The organism is Variovorax sp. NFACC27 (assembly GCF_048301545.1).
GTDB lineage: Bacteria > Pseudomonadota > Gammaproteobacteria > Burkholderiales > Burkholderiaceae_C > Variovorax > Variovorax gossypii.
In genome coordinates this window covers 7,302,124-7,322,838 of sequence record NZ_CP157613.1, presented here as the reverse complement: position 1 = coordinate 7,322,838, position 20,715 = coordinate 7,302,124, and the positions used below count along the sequence as shown (strand labels likewise).

19 protein-coding genes and 1 pseudogene are annotated in these 20,715 nt (G+C 69.0%); 9 read left to right on the top strand and 11 right to left on the bottom strand.

Annotation, left to right across the window (positions count from 1 at the left end; all coding sequences use genetic code 11):
* The first annotated feature begins 3 nt into the window (after positions 1 to 3).
* The 3 genes and pseudogenes from ABL840_RS34310 to ABL840_RS34300 all read left to right on the top strand — a co-directional run bounded on the left by ABL840_RS34310 (position 4) and on the right by ABL840_RS34300 (position 3,877).
* Positions 4 to 1,134: a CaiB/BaiF CoA transferase family protein gene (locus ABL840_RS34310; RefSeq protein WP_093304563.1), complete on the top strand. Its 1,131-nt coding sequence runs from the start codon at positions 4 to 6 to the stop codon at positions 1,132 to 1,134.
* Positions 1,088 to 2,682, top strand: a pseudogene (locus ABL840_RS34305) (long-chain-fatty-acid--CoA ligase). The gene ABL840_RS34310 and the pseudogene ABL840_RS34305 overlap by 47 nt, the downstream one beginning before the upstream one ends.
* A gap of 46 nt (positions 2,683 to 2,728) precedes the next feature.
* Positions 2,729 to 3,877 (top strand): acyl-CoA dehydrogenase family protein, encoded by a 1,149-nt coding sequence (locus tag ABL840_RS34300; RefSeq protein ID WP_093304561.1) that lies wholly within the window; start codon positions 2,729 to 2,731, stop codon positions 3,875 to 3,877.
* A gap of 18 nt (positions 3,878 to 3,895) precedes the next feature.
* Here ABL840_RS34300 and ABL840_RS34295 read toward each other — a convergent pair whose 3' ends face one another.
* From ABL840_RS34295 to ABL840_RS34280, 4 genes are all read right to left on the bottom strand, one after another.
* Positions 3,896 to 4,273: a hypothetical protein gene (locus tag ABL840_RS34295; RefSeq protein WP_093205737.1), complete on the bottom strand. Its 378-nt coding sequence runs from the start codon at positions 4,271 to 4,273 to the stop codon at positions 3,896 to 3,898.
* Positions 4,274 to 4,346: 73 nt separating this feature from the next.
* Positions 4,347 to 5,174, bottom strand: coding sequence for an AP2 domain-containing protein (locus ABL840_RS34290; RefSeq protein ID WP_093304559.1), 828 nt, complete (start codon positions 5,172 to 5,174; stop codon positions 4,347 to 4,349).
* Positions 5,175 to 5,395: 221 nt separating this feature from the next.
* Positions 5,396 to 6,223 (bottom strand): AP2 domain-containing protein, encoded by an 828-nt coding sequence (locus tag ABL840_RS34285; protein ID WP_240652274.1) that lies wholly within the window; start codon positions 6,221 to 6,223, stop codon positions 5,396 to 5,398.
* Positions 6,224 to 6,426: 203 nt separating this feature from the next.
* On the bottom strand, positions 6,427 to 9,093 hold the full coding sequence (locus tag ABL840_RS34280) for a LuxR C-terminal-related transcriptional regulator (RefSeq protein WP_093304557.1): 2,667 nt from the start codon (positions 9,091 to 9,093) through the stop codon (positions 6,427 to 6,429).
* Between the two features lie 113 nt (positions 9,094 to 9,206).
* Here ABL840_RS34280 and ABL840_RS34275 point away from each other — a divergent pair, with 113 nt between their 5' ends.
* Genes ABL840_RS34275 through ABL840_RS34260 form a run of 4 tightly spaced genes read left to right on the top strand, consistent with a single transcriptional unit; the run spans position 9,207 to position 13,298 of the window.
* The gene (locus tag ABL840_RS34275; protein WP_093304555.1) at positions 9,207 to 9,989 is read left to right on the top strand and encodes an SDR family NAD(P)-dependent oxidoreductase; all 783 of its coding nucleotides are present in this window, start codon (positions 9,207 to 9,209) and stop codon (positions 9,987 to 9,989) included.
* A gap of 47 nt (positions 9,990 to 10,036) precedes the next feature.
* A complete protein-coding gene (locus tag ABL840_RS34270; protein ID WP_093304553.1) occupies positions 10,037 to 11,215 on the top strand; it encodes an acetyl-CoA C-acetyltransferase in 1,179 nt (392 codons plus the stop codon).
* A 2-nt stretch (positions 11,216 to 11,217) separates the two neighbouring features.
* Entirely contained in the window at positions 11,218 to 12,078 is an 861-nt protein-coding gene (locus ABL840_RS34265) for an enoyl-CoA hydratase-related protein (RefSeq protein WP_093304551.1), read from the top strand.
* Positions 12,079 to 12,128: 50 nt separating this feature from the next.
* Entirely contained in the window at positions 12,129 to 13,298 is a 1,170-nt protein-coding gene (locus ABL840_RS34260) for a GGDEF domain-containing protein (RefSeq protein WP_093205720.1), read from the top strand.
* Between the two features lie 23 nt (positions 13,299 to 13,321).
* On the opposite strand, the gene ABL840_RS34255 is transcribed toward ABL840_RS34260, so the two are convergent.
* From ABL840_RS34255 to ABL840_RS34230, 6 genes are all read right to left on the bottom strand, one after another.
* Positions 13,322 to 13,681, bottom strand: coding sequence for a hypothetical protein (locus ABL840_RS34255; RefSeq protein WP_143042962.1), 360 nt, complete (start codon positions 13,679 to 13,681; stop codon positions 13,322 to 13,324).
* Positions 13,682 to 13,806: 125 nt separating this feature from the next.
* Positions 13,807 to 14,712, bottom strand: a complete 906-nt coding sequence (locus ABL840_RS34250) for a DMT family transporter (RefSeq protein WP_093304547.1) — start codon at positions 14,710 to 14,712, stop codon at positions 13,807 to 13,809.
* Between the two features lie 36 nt (positions 14,713 to 14,748).
* The gene (locus ABL840_RS34245) at positions 14,749 to 15,552 is read right to left on the bottom strand and encodes a helix-turn-helix domain-containing protein (protein WP_093304545.1); all 804 of its coding nucleotides are present in this window, start codon (positions 15,550 to 15,552) and stop codon (positions 14,749 to 14,751) included.
* 33 nt (positions 15,553 to 15,585) lie between these two features.
* Positions 15,586 to 15,846 (bottom strand): hypothetical protein, encoded by a 261-nt coding sequence (locus tag ABL840_RS34240; RefSeq protein ID WP_093304543.1) that lies wholly within the window; start codon positions 15,844 to 15,846, stop codon positions 15,586 to 15,588.
* Positions 15,847 to 15,925: 79 nt separating this feature from the next.
* Complete coding sequence (locus tag ABL840_RS34235; protein WP_093304541.1) at positions 15,926 to 16,720, bottom strand: phosphodiesterase; 795 nt, start codon at positions 16,718 to 16,720, stop codon at positions 15,926 to 15,928.
* 60 nt (positions 16,721 to 16,780) lie between these two features.
* Positions 16,781 to 17,452 carry a nitroreductase gene (locus ABL840_RS34230; protein ID WP_093304539.1) on the bottom strand — a complete coding sequence of 224 codons (672 nt, stop codon included), beginning with the start codon at positions 17,450 to 17,452 and terminating at the stop codon, positions 16,781 to 16,783.
* 122 nt (positions 17,453 to 17,574) lie between these two features.
* Here ABL840_RS34230 and ABL840_RS34225 point away from each other — a divergent pair, with 122 nt between their 5' ends.
* On the top strand, positions 17,575 to 19,215 hold the full coding sequence (locus ABL840_RS34225) for a 3-(methylthio)propionyl-CoA ligase (RefSeq protein WP_093304537.1): 1,641 nt from the start codon (positions 17,575 to 17,577) through the stop codon (positions 19,213 to 19,215).
* Positions 19,216 to 19,679: 464 nt separating this feature from the next.
* Positions 19,680 to 19,991, top strand: coding sequence for a hypothetical protein (locus tag ABL840_RS34220; RefSeq protein WP_093304535.1), 312 nt, complete (start codon positions 19,680 to 19,682; stop codon positions 19,989 to 19,991).
* Positions 19,992 to 20,054: 63 nt separating this feature from the next.
* Here the strand turns inward: ABL840_RS34220 and ABL840_RS34215 are convergent, their stop codons facing one another.
* Entirely contained in the window at positions 20,055 to 20,561 is a 507-nt protein-coding gene (locus ABL840_RS34215; RefSeq protein ID WP_256229609.1) for a hypothetical protein, read from the bottom strand.
* Positions 20,562 to 20,715: the final 154 nt, after the last annotated feature.

Below are 20,715 nucleotides of genomic sequence, written 5' to 3'. Positions count from 1 at the left end.
ACCATGGCAGGTCCACTGCAAGGCCTTCGGGTGATCGAGATGGCGGGCATCGGCCCCGGCCCGTTCTGCGCGATGCTGTTCGCCGACATGGGCGCGGAGGTGATCCGCATCGAGCGCCCCGGCACGCGCACCGCGCCGCACGACATCCTCGCGCGCGGACGCAGCACGCTGCAGGTCGACCTGCGCGCGGAAGGTGCGGCGCAGTCCGTGCTCGACGCCATCGCCAAGGCCGACGTGCTCGTCGAGGGCTTCCGCCCCGGCGTGATGGAGCGGCTGGGGCTGGGCCCCGCCGAATGCCACGCACGCAACCCGCGGCTGGTGTACGGCCGCATGACCGGCTGGGGCCAGCACGGCCCGCTCGCGCACGCTGCGGGGCACGACATCAACTACATCGCCATCAGCGGCGCGCTGCACGCCATCGGCCGCGCGGGCGAACCGCCGGTGCCGCCGCTGAACTACGTGGGCGACTTCGGCGGCGGCGCGATGCTGTTGGCCTTCGGCATCCTGGCCGCGTTGCACGAGGCGAAGAACTCCGGCCAGGGCCAGGTGGTCGATGCCGCCATGACCGACGGCGCGGCGCTGCTGTCGGCCATGATGTACGGCTTCAAATCGGCGGGGCAATGGAGCAACCAGCGCGGCGAGAACATGCTCGACGGCGGCGCGCACTTCTACGACACCTACGCCTGCGCCGACGGCAAGTACGTGGCGGTGGGCGCCATCGAGCCGCAGTTCTACGCGTTGCTGCGCGAGCGCTGCGGCATCGCCGACGACACCGCATTCGACGCGCAGATGGACGCCGACCGCTGGCCGCTGCTCAAGCTGCGCATGGCCGACGTGTTCCGCACGCGCACGCGCGACGAGTGGTGCGTGCTGCTCGAAGGCAGCGACGCCTGCTTCGCGCCCGTGCTCGACTGGGACGAGGCGCCGGAGCACCCGCACAACGTGGCGCGCGGCACCTTCGCCAACGTGGGCGGCGTGGTGCAGCCCGCGCCCGCGCCGCGCTTCAGCCGCACCGCGCCGGTGCTGCCGCAGGCGACCGCGCGCGACGACGGCCCTGCCGTGCTGCGCCGCTGGGGCGTGGCGGCGGATGCGATCGCGCCTCTTGCGCCTCTCGCGCCTCTTGGCAGTGCCTGAAGGAGACAACCTCGTGTTCCTCACCCAACCCCTGCACAAGGGCCGCCGCGAGAAGGCGAAGGCCATCGCCATCGTCTGCGGCGGCACCAGCCTCGATTTCGCGACTTTCACCGACCGCGTCGCGCGCCTGGCCACCGTGCTGAAGCAGTTCGGCATGGCGAGCGGCGACCGCGTCGGCATGCTGAGCCTCAACTCGCACCGCTTCGTCGAATACTTCTTCGGCACCTGGTGGGGCGGCGGCGTCATCAACCCGGTCAACATCCGCTGGAACCCGAAGGAGGTCGCCTACTCGCTGGACGACTGCGACACCCGCATCCTGCTGGTCGACGACCTGTTCGTGCCGATGGTGCCGGCGCTGCGCCAGCTCTCGGCGTCGCTGCGCACGGTGGTCTATTGCGGCGACGGCGCGGTGCCCGAGGGCATGGTGGGCTACGAGGCGCTGCTGGCCAAGGCCGAGCCAGCGGAAGACGCGCCGCACGGCACCGACGAGCTCGCGGCCATCATGTACACCGGCGGCACCACCGGGCAGCCCAAGGGCGTGATGCTCACGCACGGCAGCCTCTGCATCAACGCGCTGAGCACGGTCGCGGCACTGCCGCGCGATGCGCAGAACGCGGTGTCGCTCGTCGCGGCGCCCATGTTCCATGTGGCGGGCTGCGGCTGATGCCGATGCACGTGCTGCCCATGTTCGACGAGCTGGCGGTGCTGCAGGCCGTGCAGTCCGCGCGCATCACCGAGATGTTCATGGTGCCGACCATGATCAAGCGCGTGATCGAGCATCCGCGCTTCGCCGACTTCGACCTATCGAGCCTGCGGCTGCTGTTCTACGGCGCGGCGCCCATCGACGCCGCGCTGCTCGACCAGGCGATGCGCGCGATCCCGAAGGCCGCCTTCGCGCAGGTCTACGGCATGACGGAGCTCTCGCCCGTGGTCACCGCGCTGTCGCCGCATTGCCACCAGCCGGGCCCCGATCGCGACCGACTGCTGCGCTCGGCGGGAACGCCGGTGCCCATTGCCGAGATACGCATCGTCGACGGCGAAGACAGGGAGGTGCCGCCGGGCCAGGTCGGCGAGATCGTCGCGCGCGGCCCGATGGTCATGAAGGGCTACTGGAACAAGCCGAGGGAAACCGAGGCCGCGCTGCGCGGCGGATGGATGCACACCGGCGACGGCGGCTACATGGACGACCAGGGCTTCGTGTTCGTGGTCGACCGCATGAAGGACATGATCGTGAGCGGTGGCGAGAACGTGTATTCGGCCGAGGTCGAGAACGCCATCGCGCAGATGCCGCAGGTGCTGATGTCAGCGGTGATCGGCGTGCCCGACGACAAGTGGGGCGAACGCGTGCACGCGGTGATCGTGCGACGCGAGGGCATGGCGCTGGAGGCCGAGGCCGTCATCGCCCACTGCCGCGAGCACATCGCCGGCTACAAGTGCCCGCGCAGCGTGGAGTTCCGCGACGCGCTGCCGCTGTCGGCGGCCGGCAAGCTGCAGAAGTTCCAGCTGCGCGAGCCCTTCTGGGCCGGCAGGGAACGGCGTGTGGGCTGAGCCGCGCCGATCAGATACGACAGAAAAGAAAGCAAAGGAAGACAACATGGCCATCGATTTCCGCCGCTCCTGGAGCGACGAAGACCTGGAGCTGTACCGCGACAACGTGGTGCGCTTCATCGAGACCGAAGTGCTGCCGCACGACGAGGAAGCCCGCAAGCGCGGCCACGTGGGCCACGAGGTGTGGCGCAAGGCCGGTGCGCTCGGCCTGCTGTGCGCCGACATCCCCGAGGAGTACGGCGGCGCCGGCGGCGACTTCCGCCACGAGGCCGTGTTCTACGAGGAGATGTCGCGCCGCGCGCTCACCGGCATGGCGACCTCGGTGCACAGCATCGTGGCGCACTATTTCCTCAACCACGGCACCGAGGAGCAGAAGCGCAACTACCTGCCGCGCATGGCGCGCGGCGAGCTGGTGGGCGCGGTCGCCATGACCGAGCCCGGCGCGGGCTCCGACCTGCAGGGCGTGCGCACCCGCGCCGAGAAGAAGGACGGCGGCTACGTCGTCAACGGCTCCAAGACCTTCATCACCAACGGCTTCCTGGCCGGCGTGGTGCTGGTGGTGTGCAAGACCGATCCCGCGCAGGGTGCCAAGGGCACGTCGATCCTCATCGTGGAGACCGAGGGCTGCAAGGGCTTCCGCGTGGGCCGCGTGCTCGACAAGATCGGCATGAAGGCGCAGGACACCTCCGAGCTCTTCTTCGACGACGTGCGCGTGCAGGCCGACGCACTGCTCGGCGGCGTGGAGGGCCAGGGCTTCTTCCAGCTCATGAGCGACCTGCCCTACGAGCGCACCATCATCGGCCTGAGCGCGCTCACCACCATGGAAGGCGCCTACCAGGCCACGCTCGACTACGTGCGCGACCGCAAGGCCTTCGGCAAGCCCATCGCCGAGTTCCAGAACACCAAGTTCAAGCTGGCCGAGATCGCCACGCAGATCAAGGTGGGCCGCGCCTTCATCGACCGCTGCATCGAAGACCTCGTGGCCGGCAGGCTCGACACCGCCACCGCCTCCATGGCCAAGCTCTGGGGCTCGGAGGCGCAGGGCCGCGTGATCGACGAGTGCCTGCAGCTCTTCGGCGGCTACGGCTTCATGAACGAGTACATGGTGGCGCGCATGTACGCCGACGCGCGGGTGCAGCGCATCTATGGCGGCACCAACGAGATCATGAAAGAGGTGATTGCCAGGGCGCTCTGAGCCCCGGGCCGCGCCCGCTCAGGACAGCCGCCGGATCTCCGCCCGCGCGATCTCGCGGTGGTGGTACGAGGGCGACAGGCCGATGAACTGCGTGTATTTCTCGCGCGCGGCCTCGGTGTCGCCGGCGTCTTCCAGCTCCAGAGCCTCGAGCGTGAACTGGGTGAAGAGCCGGTTGGCGTCGTGCTCGCGCGCGGTGGCGGCCAGCGTCTTCGGCTGCAGTTCGGGCTGCGCGGCGTAGATCTGCCGCTGCACTTCGATCACCTCGATCAGCGCGCGGCCGATGCGCTGGATGTTCTCGTCCACGGGGTCGAGCCCGGTGCCGCGCACGTCCGTCGCGGCCTGGTCGAGCAGGTGCGAGGCAACTCGCAGCAGCTGGTGGATCCGCCTGTGTGTCATGTGCGGCCCGCTCCGTCCGGGCGACCGCTTCCGGGCTTCGCCGCTTCCGCGAAGCCGCTTCCTTGCAATTCACTCATCCGTTGTTCCGCTTGGCGCCGGGGGCCGTTGCGGCCCGCCCGCGCGACTGGCGCCCCAGGGTCGGCGAGGCCTCCCTGCCGGCTGCCAGGGCTTCTTCTTCCGTGCGCAGCTTGTCGGCGAGCTGGCTCGCGCGCTCGGCGATGGCCAGGCTCTTGGCCGCCTCGGCGCCGTGTGTCTTCACCGAGAAGGCCTTGCTCACGCTGCCCTTGCCGGCGGTGTAGGTGATGGCGAGCCAGTAGCCGGGGTGGCTGGGGTTGGGCGTCTTGAAGTGCACGCCGCTCACGCCGCTGGTGTTGTTGCGCCGGGTGATCTCCGACTTCGATCGCTTGGCCGTGCGCGGTCCCGCCGCATGGGCCGACAGCCCCATGCGGATCGCCTCCTCGGCCGGATGGATGCGCGCCAGCCCCGTCATGCGCTCGAGCTGCCGCGCGCGCTCCTGGATCGCCAGCGCCTGCGCGTCGTCGCCCAGGTCGGCCACGGAGAAGTCCGTGCGCAGGATCTCGTCGGGCGCGATATAGGTCTTGGCCATCCAGGCGCGCACCCGGCCGTTCGGTGCGAGATGGTGGAACACGCCCGTCACGCCGGTGCTGTTGTTCGTCCGCTGCTTCTCGGCGCGCTCGCTGCGCGTCTGCGGCGGCATGCTGCGCACGATGTGGTCGCGCCAGTCCTGCGCGTGGAGCAGCGCCTGCTCCGCGCCGCCGTAGCTGGCCTTGCCGAACAGCCTGTGATGGCGAACGCCGTTGCGGACGATGGAAACTTCGAACCCCCAGGACCTGGAGTAGATGCCGTACATGGCTGCCGGGTTCGGGATACCTTTGGGCATTCTCGACTTGATGCTGCTACTTTCGTACTCAGCGCTGCTGATTCCGATGGGCTCCCCGACTTGCCCGCTGCTCTTTGGCGCGCGAATTTCGCGGCTATTTTGGCCGAAGCACAAAGGCAAATCGGCGCGTGCGGCCGCGCCTGAAAAAATATCATCGACCCGGGCACGCGAGCATCCGCCGGCCGCCGTGCGAACGGGGCCGGCCCCTGCGAATCGCGTGTTCACTGCTGCGGCCTTGCCCCGGCGGCCAAGCCGTGCGGGCGAGCACCCTGGCGGGGCTCCTGCAGGTAGGGAATCGAGAGCGCGCCGGCCGCGGCCTGCTGCATGTGCACCAGCTTCTGCTCGAGCTGGCGTTCGCGCTCCTCGATCGCCAGCAGCTTCGCCTTCTCGGCCCCGTGCTCCTTGATGGAGAAGGCCTTGCTCACGCTGCCCTTGCCGGCGGTGTACGTGATGGCCAGCCAGTAGCCCGGATGGCCCGGGTTCGGCGCCTTGAAGTGCACGCCACTGACGCCGCTCGAATTGGTGCTGCGCTTGATCTCCGATTTCGAGCGCTTGTTCGACAGCTGCTCCGGCGCAAAGGCCGGCGGGCTCGTGCGGATCGCCTCCTCGGCCGGGTGCAGCTTGGCCAGCCCGTCCATGCGGTCGAGCTGGCGCGCGCGCTCCTCGATGGCCAGCGTCTGCGCCGCCTCGCCCATCGTGTTCACGGGGAAGTCGGTGCGCAGGATCTCGTCCTGCCCGATGTAGGTCTTGGCGACCCAGGCCCGCACCTTGCCGCCCGGGGCGACCTGGCAGAACACGCCCGACACGCCCGTCGTGTTGTTGATCCGAAGCTTCTCGGCGCGGTCGCGCCGGGGGACCGGCGGCACGCTGCGCACCACACCGTCGCGCCAGTCCTGCGCCTGGCGCAGCGCCTGCTGGTCGCCGCCGTAGCTGGCGCGGCCGAACTGCTTGAAGTAGCGCGTGCCGTTTCGCACGATCGACACCTCGTAGCCCCAGCTGCGAGGGTAGATGCCATACATGGCTGCGGGATTGGGGATTCCTTTGGGCATGGTGCTTCGGCTTGAGTCCGCTCTCTGGTGCTTTCGATGGCTCCCTGCGCCGGTCGCGCGACTCTCCGCGTCGCCGCGCTGCTTGCGCTATCGCAGCAGTTGGAAGTCTTCGGGGGAATGCTAGGGACGCCCGCAGTGGCGGGGTATCACCGGAATCCGTAGTTCAAGGGGTAGCCGGTGCGGAGGAGAGACTGGATGTAGGTCTATCGAATTACACCGAGCCTGCGCGCGATCGCCACCGCCTGCGTCCTGCTCTTCGCATCCAGCTTCATGTTGATGTTGCGCAGGTGCGTGCGCACCGTGCTGTCCGACACGAAGAGCTTCTCGGCCATCGCGTTGTTCGAGTAGCCCTCGGCCAGCAGCTGCAGCACTCGGATCTCCTTGCGCGTGAGCGGCTCCTTCATCGCGTCGCCGCCGGCCGGCGCTTCGGCTTCGGCCGCGCCGGTCATCGGGCCCACGGCCTGCAGCAGGCGCTGCAGGTGGTCCGCGAGGATCGGGTCGATGGTGGCGCCTTCCTGCATCGCCGCGGCGCAGCGATGGACCAGCGGGCCCACGGCGGGCCCCTCATCGAGGATCAGCCGCATGAAGCCTTCCTGGCTGGCCGCCTGCAGCACTTCGCCGAACTGCTCGACGGCGGCCGACAGGTCGCCAGCGCGCTGCAGCGCCAGCGCGCGCAGCACCCTGAGCTTGAGCGCGCGCCGGTTGCGGGCCACGGCGAGTGCGGCGTGCAGCTCCGCGTCGAGCACGCCCAGCGCCGCGCGCGCGTCGCCGAATGCGATCTCCCAGCGCGCCTTGGCCAGCGCGAGGTAGTCGAGGTCGTGCGCGGGCAGGCGCTGGCGCAGTTCGCGTTGCCACAGCGCGGGGTCGTCGGCGCGCAGCAGCTCGTCGTGCGACGCGGGGCCGTTGCCCTGCAGCAGCAGCATGCGCGAGCGCTCCAGCTTGGCGCCCGCCACCACGCGCGGCAGCTGGCGCGCGTGGCCCAGGTACTCGAGCTCGGTCAGGGCCTGGAAGGCCGCGTCGATGTCGCCCGCGTGGAAGGCCAGCCGCGAGCGCATCACGTGGCTCAGGATCATGTGGTCGGGCAGGCCCACGTCGCGCGCCAGCGGCAGGTACACGTTCAGCAGGCGCTCGGCCTGCGCGAGCTGGTTGGTCTCGTAGACGGCGCCCGCATACAGCACGCCGGCCCATGCGTTGCCGTGGCTGTGGTTGTACGACACCGCGTGCGTCGAATCGACCGCCATACGCAGCCGCGCTGTGGCCTGCCGCAGCCGGCCCTCGTGCAGGTCGAACAGGCCGGCCAGCGACTCGGTGTACATGCGGTTGAAGGCGCTGTTGCCCTGCTGGCGCCGCGCCGCGTCGAGCAGGCGCCGCGCCTCGTGCTGGTCGCCGCGCACCGCGAGGATGTGGGCCATGGCGTTGAGCAGCACGCTGTCGGCAAAGGCGAGGCCGGTGGGCAGGCGCGCGAGGCTCTGGCGGCCGGCCTCGTAGGCTTCGTCGTGACGGTCCTGCATGGCCAGCAGCAGCGGCACCAGCGTGTGGGCGCTCGCGCGCACCTCGGCGATGGGGCTGTCGAGGCAGCCCGACTTCTCGAGCTGCCGCATCGCGTCCCACGGGCCGTGCGTGAAGCAGGTGGCCCACAGCGAGATCGGCTGCAGGAACGGGTGCTCGCGCAGCTGGTGCTCGGGAATGGCCGAGAACCAGCGCGCCAGCATGCGCATGCGGCCCTCTTCGAGGAACTGCGCGGCGTGGCTGTCGAGCAGCGTCAGCGCATGCGGATGGTCCCCGCCTTCGATGGCATGGTCGATGGCGGGCACCGGCCGGCCATGCGACTCGTACCAGCCCGATGCCGCGAGATGCAGCCGCGCGGGCTCGCCGGGCATCTCGCGCGCGAGCTGCGCGCGCAGGAAGTCGGCGAAGAGGCTGTGATAGCGCCATGCATCGCCGTCGCCGCTCACCGGCGTGAGGAACAGGTTCGACGCGGCCAGCTGCTCGAGGATGGCTGCGCAATCCATGCGCGGGCACAGTGCCTGGCAAACAGAGGCGTCGAGTTGCCGCAGGATGCTGGTGCGCAGCAAAAAGTCGCGGATCTCCTTCGGCTGGTGCGCGAGCACGTCCTCGGCCAGGTAGTCGGCCACGGCACGGTCTGAGCCCGAGAAGCGCTCGACGAAACCGGTCGCGGTGCCGGTGCCGTGGCGTTCCAGCGCCATCGATGCGAGCCAGATCGCCGCTACCCAGCCCTCGGTCTTGCGGTGCAGCAGCGAGAGCATCTCCGGCGGCAGCGCCTGACGAAGGCCGAAGAAGGCGCTGGTTTCCTCCAGGCTGAAGCGCAGCCGGTCGGTGTCGATCTCGGTCAGCTGCCCGCGCGCGCGCAGCCGGCCCAGGCCCAGGTCGGGCAGGCTGCGCGAGCCGATCACGATCTGCCCCCTGCGCGGCAGGTGTTCGACGATCTCGCGCATCAGGCCCAGCACGGCCGGCTCCTGCACCCGCTCGAAGTCGTCGAGGAAGAGCGTGAAGGGCGACTCGTGCGCGGCCAGCGCGGCCACCGCGTCGAAGGGGCTGCTGTTGCTGCCGCGCGGGTCTTCCACGCCCAGGCGCTGCACGGCCTCGGCCAGGCAGTCGAGAAAGCGCGAGACGTCGTTGTCCGCGCGGTCCAGCGTGAGCCACGCGGTGGCGATGCCCCGGGCCTCCATGCGCTCGCGGATCTGCGCCATGGCGGTGGTCTTGCCGAAGCCGGCAGGCGCGCGCACGAGCACCAGCTTCACGGCCGCCGAGGCGACCTCTTCCCCGATCGCGGTGCGCTGCACCTGCGTGGCGACGAAGGCCGGGGGATTGAGCTTGGTTTCGAGGATCCGGGGTGTGGGGGACTGCATGCGGCGCTGAAATCCCGTCGTTTCCGACGATGTGTGCGGTCGATTCTGCTTCCTAAACTGGATGTGGACAAACCATCCCAGACACCTCCAGGACACCTCAAGGACACCAGCAGATGCAACTCGATTCCAGCATTGCGGCCGTCGTCACCGGCGGCGCCTCGGGCCTCGGCGCCGCCACCGCGCGCCGCCTCGCGGGCCACGGCGTGAAAGTAGCGCTCTTCGACCTCAACGCCGAGCAGGGCGAGGCCCTGGCCAGGGAGCTCGGCGGCATCTTCTGCAAGGTCGACGTCACCTCCGAGGAGCAGGTGGACGCCGCCTTCGCCAGGGCCCGCGCGGCGCACGGCCAGGAGCGCGTGCTCGTGAACTGCGCCGGCACCGGCAACGCCGTGAAGACCGCGAGCCGCGACAAGGCCACGGGCGAGATCAAGCACTTTCCGCTCGCGAATTTCGACCGCATCATCCAGATCAACCTGGTCGGCACCTTCCGCTGCATCGCCAAGTCGGCGGCGGGCATGCTCACGCTCGACACGCTGCAGGACGGCGAGCGCGGCGCCATCGTCAACACCGCCTCGGTGGCCGCGCAGGACGGCCAGATGGGCCAGGCGGCCTACACCGCCTCGAAGGCCGGCATCGTCGGCATGACGCTGCCGATCGCGCGCGACCTCATGAGCGAGGGCATCCGCGTGAACACCATCCTGCCGGGCATCTTCGACACGCCGCTGCTGCAGGGCGCGCCCGACAACGTGAAGGCCGCGCTGGCCGCGTCGGTGCCGTTCCCGAAGCGGCTGGGCAACCCGGCGGAGTACGCGACGCTGGCCGAGCTGATGATCACCAACGGCTACTTCAACGGCGAGAGCGTGCGGCTCGACGGGGCTATCCGCATGGCGCCGCGCTGACCCGAACCTTCGCACCCGCACAGACACGGAACAGACAGGAGAACTCCATGCCCGAAGCATTCATCGTCGCCGCCGCACGCACCGCCGGCGGCCGCCGCAACGGCCGCCTCGCCGGCTGGCACCCGGCCGACCTCGCCGCGCAGGTGCTCAATGCCCTGGTGGATCGCACCGGGGCCGACCCGGCGCTGGTCGAGGATGTCATCATGGGCTGCGTCGACCAGGCCGGCGAGCAGTCTTCCAACATCGCGCGCAACGCGGTGCTGGCGTCGAAGCTGCCCGAATCGGTGCCGGCCACCTCGGTCGACCGGCAGTGCGGCTCGTCGCAGCAGGCGCTGCACTTCGCTGCGCAGGCAGTGATGTCGGGCACGATGGACATCGTGATCGCCGCCGGCGTGGAAAGCATGACGCGCGTGCCCATGGGCATGCCCGTCACGCTGCCGCTGAAGAACGGGCTGGGCTTCTACGTGAGCCCGCTCATGGCGAAGCGCTATCCCGACGTGCAGTTCAGCCAGTTCACCGGCGCCGAGATGATCGCGAGGAACTACGGCATCGAGAAGGACGAGCTCGACCGCTATGCACTCGAGAGCCACAGGCGCGCCATCGCCGCCACGCAGGCAGGCCATTTCGAGCGCGAGATCGTGCCCGTGACCGTGCGCATGGCCGACGGCACCGAGCCCGGCGAGCAGCACACCGTGGACGAAGGCATCCGCTTCGACGCCACGCTGGAGAGCATTGCCGCCGTGAAGCTCATCGCAGAGGGCGGGCGCTGCACTGCCGCCACCGCCAGCCAGATCTGCGACGGCGCGAGCGGCCTGATGGTGGTGAACGAGCGCGGCCTGAAGACGCTGGACGTGGAGCCGCTCGCGCGCATCCACCACATGAGCGTGATGGGGCACGACCCGGTGATCATGCTGGAGGCCCCTCTGCCTGCCACGCAGCGCGCGCTGAAGAAGGCGGGCATGAAGATCTCCGACATCGACCTGTACGAAGTCAACGAGGCCTTCGCGCCGGTGCCGTTGGCCTGGCTGCAGACGCTGGACGCCGACCCGGCGCGGCTCAACGTGAACGGCGGCGCGATCGCGCTGGGCCATCCGCTGGGCGCGTCGGGCACCAAGCTGATGACCACGCTCGTGCACGCGCTCGGCCAGCGCGGCAAGCGCTACGGCCTGCAGACCATGTGCGAGGGCGGCGGCATGGCCAACGTGACCATCGTCGAGCGGCTCTGAGCATGGGCAGCGGCACCGACGAAGATCCGCTGCTGTGCGAGCGCGACGGCGACGTCGAGATCCTCAGCTTCAACATTCCGAAGCGGCTCAATCCGCTGACGGAGGTGCTCCAGCAGGCCCTGCGTGCAAGGCTCGCGCAGCTGCGCGAGGAGGCCGAGGCAGGCACGGTGCGCGCGCTGGTCCTCACCGGCGTGGGCAAGTCCTTCTGCGTGGGCGCCGATCTTTCGAGCATGGGCCCCGCCGGCGGAAGCGATGGAAGCGGCGGCAGCCTCGGCCAGCGCACGGCGAGTGCGATGGAGGCGCTGTCGAACCGGCTCATCGAGGACCTGCGCGGCATGCCTTTTCCGGTGGTGAACGCCGTCAACGGACCGGCGGCGGGCGCCGGCGTGGGCGTGGCGCTGGCAGCCGACGTCGTGATCGCGGCGCGCTCCGCGTACTTCTACCTGCCCTTCATGCCGCGGCTGGGCATCGTGCCCGACCTCGGAACCACGTGGTTCCTCGAACGGCTGGTGGGGCGTGCGCGGGCCGTGGGCATGTCGCTGCTCGGCGAGCGGCTTCCGGCCGAGCAGGCCGCGCAATGGGGCCTGGTGTGGGCCTGCGTGGACGACGCCGAGCTTCGCGCGCAGGCCGTGTCGGTGGCCCGGCGCCTGGCGAGCCTGCCCGCGCACGCGGCGCGCGAGATCCGCGCGGTGTACGAGTCGGCCGCGAGCCAGCCGCTGGTCGCGCAGATGAGCCACGAGGCGGCGCGCCAGCGCGAGCTGCTGGACCGGCCCGAGTTCGCCGAGGGCGTGAAGGCCTTCATGGAAAAGCGCGAGCCGGTGTTCCGCCGGAATGCCGCCGGGGCCGGGCCGCGCAGTCCATAGCCCGTTCCCGGGAGGGCGAAGCCCGGCGGATGCCAACATAATCGGGCCTCATGGGAGCTTCGCCAGCCATCCTCGATCCCCGCTCCATCATCCTGCTCGCCGGTGTCATGGGCGTCATGATGGCGCTCGTGGTGTTCTTCATGCGACGCAGCTATCCGCGCAGCATCCAGGGCCTGGGAGAGTGGTCGCGCGCGCCGCTGGTGGCGTTCGTGAGCACGCTGCTCTTCGCGGCGCGGGGGTACTTCCCCGATTTCCTGACCATCGTGGTCGCCAACTTCGTGCTGTTCCAGGCCTGCATCCTGTACTACGCCGGCAGCCAGAAGTTCCTGTTCGGCCACGGCGACACGCGAGGCTGGACGGCGCTCAACGGCATGCTGGCGCTGCTGCTGTTCTGGTTCGGCATCGTGAAGCCCGACTTCGAGGTGCGCCTGCTGTTCGTCACCGCGGCGGTGTCGGCGCTGTTCTTCCGGCATGCGCAGCTGTACATGCGCCACAAGGGCCGCGTGTTCGGCAAGCGGCTCATGACCGGGCTGCTGCTGGCGCAGGCGCTTGTGGCGGGGCTGCGCTTCGTGTCCGTGGTCGCGGGCATGGCGGGCAGCGGACTCATGGAGGGCAGCTGGATCCAGTCGATCTACATCAGCATGTACTCGTTCACCGTCCTGCTGCTGTCCATCGCCGTCATCCTGATGGCCACCGACCGCGTGCACACCGAGTTCGAGTACCTGGCCACGCGCGACCCGCTCACCGGCGCGCTCAACCGCCGCGCGCTGCTGGACGCCTGCCACGGCGCGTTCGCCTCCGGCGAGCGTCGCGGCGCCTTGCTGATGGTGGACCTGGACCACTTCAAGAGCATCAACGACCGCTTCGGCCACCAGATGGGCGACGCCGTCCTGCGCGAGGCGGTCGGCCGCATGCAGCGCGCGGTCGGCGACAAGGGCCTGCTGGGTCGCTATGGCGGAGAAGAGTTCCTGGTGCTGCTGCCCGACGCCGGCAAGGCCGAGGCGATGGAAGTCGCGGCACGCCTCAGGCAGGCCATCGGCGAGCCCTTCCCGTCCGATTCGCCGATGGCCGCCGTCGGCTCGATCGCGGCGAGCATCGGCGTGGCGGCCGGCGAGGACAGCTCCGGCCGCACGGACATCGACGACGTGCTGGCGCTGGCCGATGCGGCGCTGTACCGGGCGAAGGAGATGGGGCGGGACCGGGTGATCGCGGCGGCCTGAGCGAGGGCCGCCCTGGCGCCTCGTCAGCCGGCGCTTTCCCAGTCGCAGCGCAGCCTGTGGCGGGCTCCGGAGAAAGTCAGCGTGCCCCGCGTCTTCGAGACGTTCAGCATCGTGGTGCGGCCCGAACCGCCGAGGCTGGTTCCCTTGAGGCTCATGACACGCCGCTTGTAGTCGACGGCCCTGTGCTGCAGCTCGAATCTTTCCGGCTGCGCTTCATCGTCGTCGGCGCGCGCCACGATCAACTGCGTCGGCTCGCCCGAAGAGAGCCGGAACTGGATCTCCGCCGAATACGGCTTGCCCTCGCACTGCATGCTGCCGGTGGCGAAGGCCGGGGTCGAGCATGCGAGCGAGAGTGCCACTGCCAACAGGATTTTGGTGAACATCGGCATGAGCGTGTTTCGTATGACTGTTGCGGCGATCGGTCACTTGGCCGGATGAAGCCGATGTTCCGGCTCCGCACGATGCGGACATTCCTGGCGACGGTGCGCAGCATTCTGCCCGCGGCGGTTCATGCCGATGGCTGCGTGCCCCTTGCGCGCCATCGCACCGCGCCGCTCGCGAGCACGATCCCCGGCACCACCAGTGCGAGCGCCAGCAACACGGCACCTGTAACGGGCTCGTTCATCCACGCCGCCGCGCCCAGCGTGGTCAGCACCGGCACCAGTGCCGCGGAAAGCGAGGCGCGCGGCGCGCCGAGCCTGGCGACAGCCACCATGTAGACCACCAGCCCCAGAAAGCCGGCGATCACGCCCTGCATCGCGGCCTGCAGCGCTGCATCGGGCCATGGTGCATCGAGCAGCTTCGGCGCGCCTGCGATCAGCCATGCGGGCAGCAGCATCAGCGCCGACCATCCGTTCACGAAGGCCGCGCCCTGCCAAGGTGTGAGCCCGCAATGCGCGAACGCCAGCGAGTGCGCGGCCCAGAGCATGGCCGCCGCGAGAAAGAGCAGGTCGCCGCGCCAGTCGAGCGAGCCGCCGCTGAAGCTCCCGCCGGCGAACAGCGCCATGCCGACGGCGATGCAGGCCAGCCCCGCGAGCCTGGTGCCTTCGACCTTCTGCCTCGTGTGAATCCACGCGCCGATGGCGGTGAAGAGCGGCAGGCTGCCCGCCATGAAGATGCCCATGTGGCTCGCGGGCGCCCATTGCGCGCCGGCCAGCACCAGCAGGCCGAAGGGCAGGCCGCCGCCGATGACGAGCAGCGCGAGCACCAGCCGCGAGGCCTTCGGCGCGATGCGCTTGCGGCCGAGCCACAGCGGCGCGAGCAGCAGTGCGGGAATGCAGTAGCGCATCAACGCGAGGTCCAGCGGCCCGAGCGTGGTGGTCACGCCGTGGCGCGAAACGAGCTGCCAGGCGCTGCCGATGACGGCTGCGGCCAATGCGGCGAGCAGTCCGGTGAAGAGACTCCGATCGATCATCGCGGCGAGTCTCGCGGCAGCACCGCGCGGCGGCTATCAAATTCGTGCGCTGCTGCTGCCGCTCTTGCTGCTGCCGGCCAGCACGCGGCGGGCTTCGCCCAGCGTCACGCCCACTTCGCGCCGGAACACCGCGCCCAGGTGGCTCTGGCTGCAGAAGCCGAGATCGTGCGCGATGCCGGCGAGGTCGGCGTCGCCATCGGCCAGCCGTTCCATGGCCGAGGCGAGGCGCAGGTGCTGGCGGTACTGGTGAGGGCTCAGGCCGGTCTCGTGGCGGAAGCTGCGCGCCAGGTGGAAGGGAGAGCGGGAGACCGCGTCGGCGAGTTCGTGCAGCGAGAGCCGAGTGTCGCGATCGGCGGTTTCCGCGAGCAGCCGTCTGGCGCGCGCGACTGCGCCCGTCAGCGGCGACTGCCGCCGGGATGTTCCGAGTTCGTCGACCAGCGATGCGATGGCCACCGTGCCGCCGTCGCCCGCACGCAGCCGATGCTGCGCCGCATGAACCCGGTACAGCGACCTCGGCGAGAGCAGGCAGAACGCGGGCGCCGCATCGTCGGCGCGACTCGGCCGGTGCCGGCTGACCACCAGGCTGCGGCGGGTGGCGTGCGTTGCGGGGCGCAGCTGGTAGACCATGGCGTCGGCCAGGCGCATGGCTGTGAGCCCGTCGACTTGCCAGGTGCTGCCGCCCCAGCGCAGGTCGAGCATCGTGCGGCCGACGGGGAAGATGATGCGGCGCGATTCCAGCGTGTAGGGGCCGCTCCAGCCGGGCTCTTCCTTCGTGTGCGAGCGCAGGTGTTCCACCGTGAACTCGTGTCCGGCGTACAGGAGCGTGCGGTCGTGGGGCATGGCGGCATTCTGCGCGCGAGGGCCGCCAGCGGCCTATTTCTTGTTGTCGTCGCCCCAGCGCCAGCGAGGCGGCTCGCCCTTGAGCCAGCAGACCGCGACGAGCGCGAGGGTGGGAATCGCGAGCCCGAGGAAGAAGCGCAGCGGTTCGTGCCCGGGGTGAAGCGAATACACCGCCGTCAGCACCAGCGCGGCGTAGATGACGATCACTACCCAGCCTTGCCAGCGATTGGGAAGCCCCCAGCCCCAGCCGTAGCGCTTGGCGGGAAACCAGTAGGGCTGTTGTCGTTTCTGCATCGAGTCTCTCCTTGCGGAACCCGGGCGGATTCTGTCCGCCTTGCCTGAAGAGATCCTGAGCGTCCGGGCGATGGCCGGCTCAGGCAAACGGAAACGGCCCTTCCATCGCCCCGATGTGGCTGACATGGGTCACCATGCCATGCGCTTCGCTCCACAAATGCAGCATGCAGCCCGGCCGGCCCATGTACGACGCAGGTGCCGCGTCTTCGGCCAGCTGCAGCGCGATCTCGGTCGTGCTGCTCGGGCAGGCGCAAACAACAGTGCCGGCCCAGCGCCGAAGCATCGTGCGGTGCACGTGGCCGCACAGCACCAGCTCGATGTTGGGTGCGTCGCGCACGATGGTCTCGAGCGGTGCCGTGTCCATGTAGCGGTACGCGTCCATGTAGGGAATGCCGCTCGTGAAGGGCGGGTGATGCAGCATCAGCAGCGTCGGCTTCGTGCGCTCGGCCTCCAGCGTGCGCCGCAGCCATTCGAGGCCCCGCGCATCGATGCCGCCGTGATGAAGCCCGGGAATGCACGAGTCCAGCGCCACGATGCGCACGGGATGGTCGTCGACGCAGTAGTGCAGCGCGCCTTCGGCCGGCAGGTAGGCGTGGTCCGCGAAGGCCGCGCGAAAGTTCTCGCGGCTGTCGTGGTTGCCGGGAATCACGAGGTGCGGAATTTCCAGCTTCGCGAGCAGGCGTCGGACCTGTGCGTATTCATCGGGGCGGCCCTCGTCGACGAGGTCGCCGGTCAGCAGCACCAGGTCGGGCCGCCGGTCGAGCGCGTGCAGATGGTCGATGGCTTCCTCGAACATTCGGTTCGAGTCGGCCACGCCCTGGTAGAGCTGGCCGGCAGGGCGGATGTGCGGGTCGGAGATCTGCGCGATGAGCATGCGGTGAGGCCTGGTGTTGCTGTCGCCGCGAAGGCAAGCACGATCCGTTCCGCCGCGGGCTCAGATGCCGGTGAACTCCGCCACTTCCGACAACGGCGCGCGCTCGGTCACCAGCGCATCGATCGGCCGGCTGCGGTCGGCATAGCCGATGGACATGCCCGTGAACAGCATGCGCTCGGGCGGCAGCGCGATGAAGCTGCCGATGGTCTGCGGATAGATCGCCCAGCATTCCTGCGGGCAGCTGTCGAGCCCTTCGGCGCGCAGCAGCAGCATCACGTTCTGCAGCACCATGCCGAGGTCGGACCACTGCGGCGGGCCCATGCGGCGGTCGACGCTGCAGAAAAGCGCGAGCGGCGCGCCGAAGAACTGGTAGTTGCGAGCGAACCATTCGCGGCGCGCGGCCTTGTCCTCGCGCGGAATGCCCAGGCGCGCGTACATCGCCTCGCCCACTGCGAAGCGGCGGTCGCGGTACGGCGCCACGAGTTCGCGCGGGTAGATGTCGTACTCGCTGCCTTCGCCGGTGGGCGCCTCCTGCACGCGCGTGCGCATGATCGCCTTGAGCTCGGCGAGCTTTTCCCCGCCCACCACATGCAGGTGCCAGGGCTGCAGGTTGCCGCCGGAGGGCGCGCGCAACGCCTGCTCGAGCACGCGACGGATGACGTCGCCGGGCACCGGCGTGTCGAGAAATTCGCGCACCGAGCGGCGGGTGGCGATGGCGTCCTGAACGTTCATGCAAAAGTCCTCTTGGGAGTCGATGCTAGGGGCAACCCTCGGATGGCCTCAATCGTCCGTTCCGACGATGCCGCGGAGCATGGCCGCTGCCTAGCATCCGGCCAGCGTACAGGAGACAAGACATGTTCGGATTGATGCAAGACCGCCCGCTGCTGATCTCGTCGCTCATCGACTATGCGGCCACCTTCCATCCGCACGCGGAGATCGTGGGCCGCACGGTCGAAGGGCCGGTACATCGAACGAACTACGCCGAGGTCAGGCGCCGTGCGAAGCAGGTGGCCAATGCCTTGAAGACGCTGGGCATCGAGCCCGGCGACCGCGTGGGCACGCTCGCGTGGAACACCTGGCGGCACCTCGCGCTGTACTTCGGCGTTTCGGGTTCGGGCGCGGTGCTGCACACGGTGAACCCACGGCTCTTTCCGGAGCAGATCGACTACATCGTCAACCACGCCGAGGACAAGGTGCTGTTCTTCGACACCACCTTCGCGCCGCTGGTGGAGAAGCTTGCACCTGGATTGAAGTCGGTGCGCGCGTTCATCGCGATGACCGATCGCGCGCACATGCCTGCCATCGACGTGCCCAACCTGCTGTGCTTCGACGAGCTCGTCGGCTCGCAGAGCGAGCAGTACGAGTGGCCCGAGTTCGACGAGCGCACCGCCTCGTCGCTTTGCTACACGTCGGGCACCACGGGCAACCCGAAGGGCGTGCTGTATTCGCATCGCTCCACCGTGCTGCATTCGCTGATGGAGTGCGCGCCCGACACCTTCGGCGTCAACTCGCAGATGACGCTGCTGCTCGCGGTGCCCATGTTCCACGCCAACGCATGGGGCATGCCGTATGCGGCGGCGATGACCGGCATGAAGCTGGTCATGCCCGGTCCGCACATGGACGGCCAGAGCCTCTACGAGCTGATGCGCGACGAGAAGGTCGGCTTCTCGCAGGCCGTGCCCACCATCTGGCTGATGCTGTTCCAGTACTTCGATGCGCATCCCGAGATCGACACGCGCGCCATCGGCCTCAAGCGCATCGGCGTGGGCGGCGCCGCCACGCCGCGCAGCATGATCGAGCGCTTCGAGCGCGACTTCGGCGCCGACTTCGTGCAGGGCTGGGGCATGACCGAGACCAGCCCCATCGGCGTGATCGGCAACCTGCTGCCCAAGCACCTGTCGATGCCGAAGGAAGAACAGACGCGCGTGAAGATGCGCCAGGGCCGCGGTGTGTGGGGCGTGGAGCTGAAGATCGTCGGCGAGGACGGCCAGCGCCTGCCGCACGACGGCAAGGCCTTCGGCCACCTGCACGTGCGCGGTCCGTGGATCGCGAGTGGTTACTTCAAGAGCGAGGGCGGCCCGGTGCTCGATGCGGAAGGTTTCTTTCCGACGGGCGACGTCGCCAACATCGACGAGGACGGCTACGTGCAGCTGGTCGATCGCGCGAAGGACGTCATCAAGTCGGGCGGCGAGTGGATCTCGTCCATCGACCTCGAGAACGCGGCGAGCCTGCACCCTGCGGTGGCCGAAGCGGCGGTGATCGGCATCGCGCATCCGAAGTGGCAGGAGCGTCCGCTGCTCATCGTGGTCAAGCGTGCGGGCATGGAAGCCACGCGCGAGGAACTGCTCACATTCCTCGCGGAGCGCGTCGTGAAATGGTGGCTACCGGAAGACGTGGTCTTCGTCGACAGCCTGCCGCATACAGCCACCGGAAAACTGCTGAAGACAAAGCTGCGAGAACAGTTCAAAGGTTACGTTGCGACGACATCTCTTTGACAGTTCAGTGACTTGTTCGAATTTTCTGTGGACAACTCTGTGAGTTGTGGGTGGAGGTAGGGAGGCAGAGCTAGAACTGGCGTGGCTTCCCACCACGTTGCCTGTTGAATAGGCAGTGGCTCGCGCGGCATGGAAGCGGTCGCAAATGTATACACGCGCGGCCGGACACAGGCCCGTCGCCGTCGATTGACGGGGTTAGAACGGACGGCTACATTCCAGACCGCTTCGCGACCAGCGAGGCCGGGTTTGACAGCCTGAAAGAACCGCGGTGAAAGCCGCATACCGCATTTGGTTTGCGGCTTTTGCCATTCCGGCTTCCCTTTTCAGGCGGCTCGGATGGGAGGGCTCGCGCCCTGCCGGTTTCGCCTAGCGGTTCCCGGTCTGTCAACCTGTTCGAGCCGCCGCCTTCGTTTGACAGCGGATGCGACGGTTGCAGCAAAGCTGAACCGACAGGGAGGGCCAACATGGCCGATTCATCAAGTACCGCGCAAACGACCGGCGCGGAGTTCAAGCCGTTCGCCTGGAATCCCGTTCACGGGCTCGATCACGAGGAACGACGGCGAGCCTTGTTCCTCAACGACGCGCGCGACGTGATCGACGGCGCGCACACGCTGATGCAGCTGCTCGCATGGGACGAAGGGCGCCGCGATGCAACGCAGCCCTTGCTCGACGATGCTCATCGATCGTCGATCCAGCGCCTGCTGATCGCTTCGCTGGGCATGCTGCACGCCGGCATCGAAGGGCAGTGCGAAGCGCTCGACGTTGCGCGGATGTAGGCGCGCGGCGCGCAACCGGCCGGGTCTTGGGCCCGGCTCATCGAAATTCCGGATGCCGCGAAATCACTTGGTTGCGCCGCGCGCGAGCTGCGCGCGACCGAACGGCGTGATGCGCTTGATCACCGCCAGCTCCTGCGGCTCGCCGCCGGCGTCCTTCCATGCCAATGCGGGGCTGATGACCGCATCGACGAAGCCGGCCTGCTTGAGTGCCTCGATGCAGCCGATCTCCTGCCGGTCTTCCACGCGAAGGGGGAAGGCCGAACGTTCTATGGCGCGCAGGTAGTCGAGCGGCTCGAGGTTCTTCGCCTTCGATGCTTTCCTCGATGACGCGTCGATGCCGTCGCGGCCGCGCAGCCGGTCGATCTCGGCGTGCCCCTCCTCGGTGATGCAGACCACCAGCGCGGCCTGCGCCAGCCTGTAGCTGCCGTGCCCGGTGTCGTAGGCCGGGTCGATGGAGGCCTCGATGAGACCGGTTGCCTTCAGGACGGAGACACGTCGCACGTCCGGCGCGTCGGTCACGTGCATCGGCAGGCGAGCGTGCTCCAGATGGAGGAGGTAACTGAGCGGCACCGAAAAACCCCTGTGTGCACCTCCCTCGGCCATCGATGCCGCGCAGAGCTACCCAGCCGGAGCCGGAACGGCGAGAACGCCTTCCGGCTTCCTGGACAACTCATGAGCCCCGGTGCGATCCGTTCCATGAACGGGCCGGCCGGGGAGGGGATGA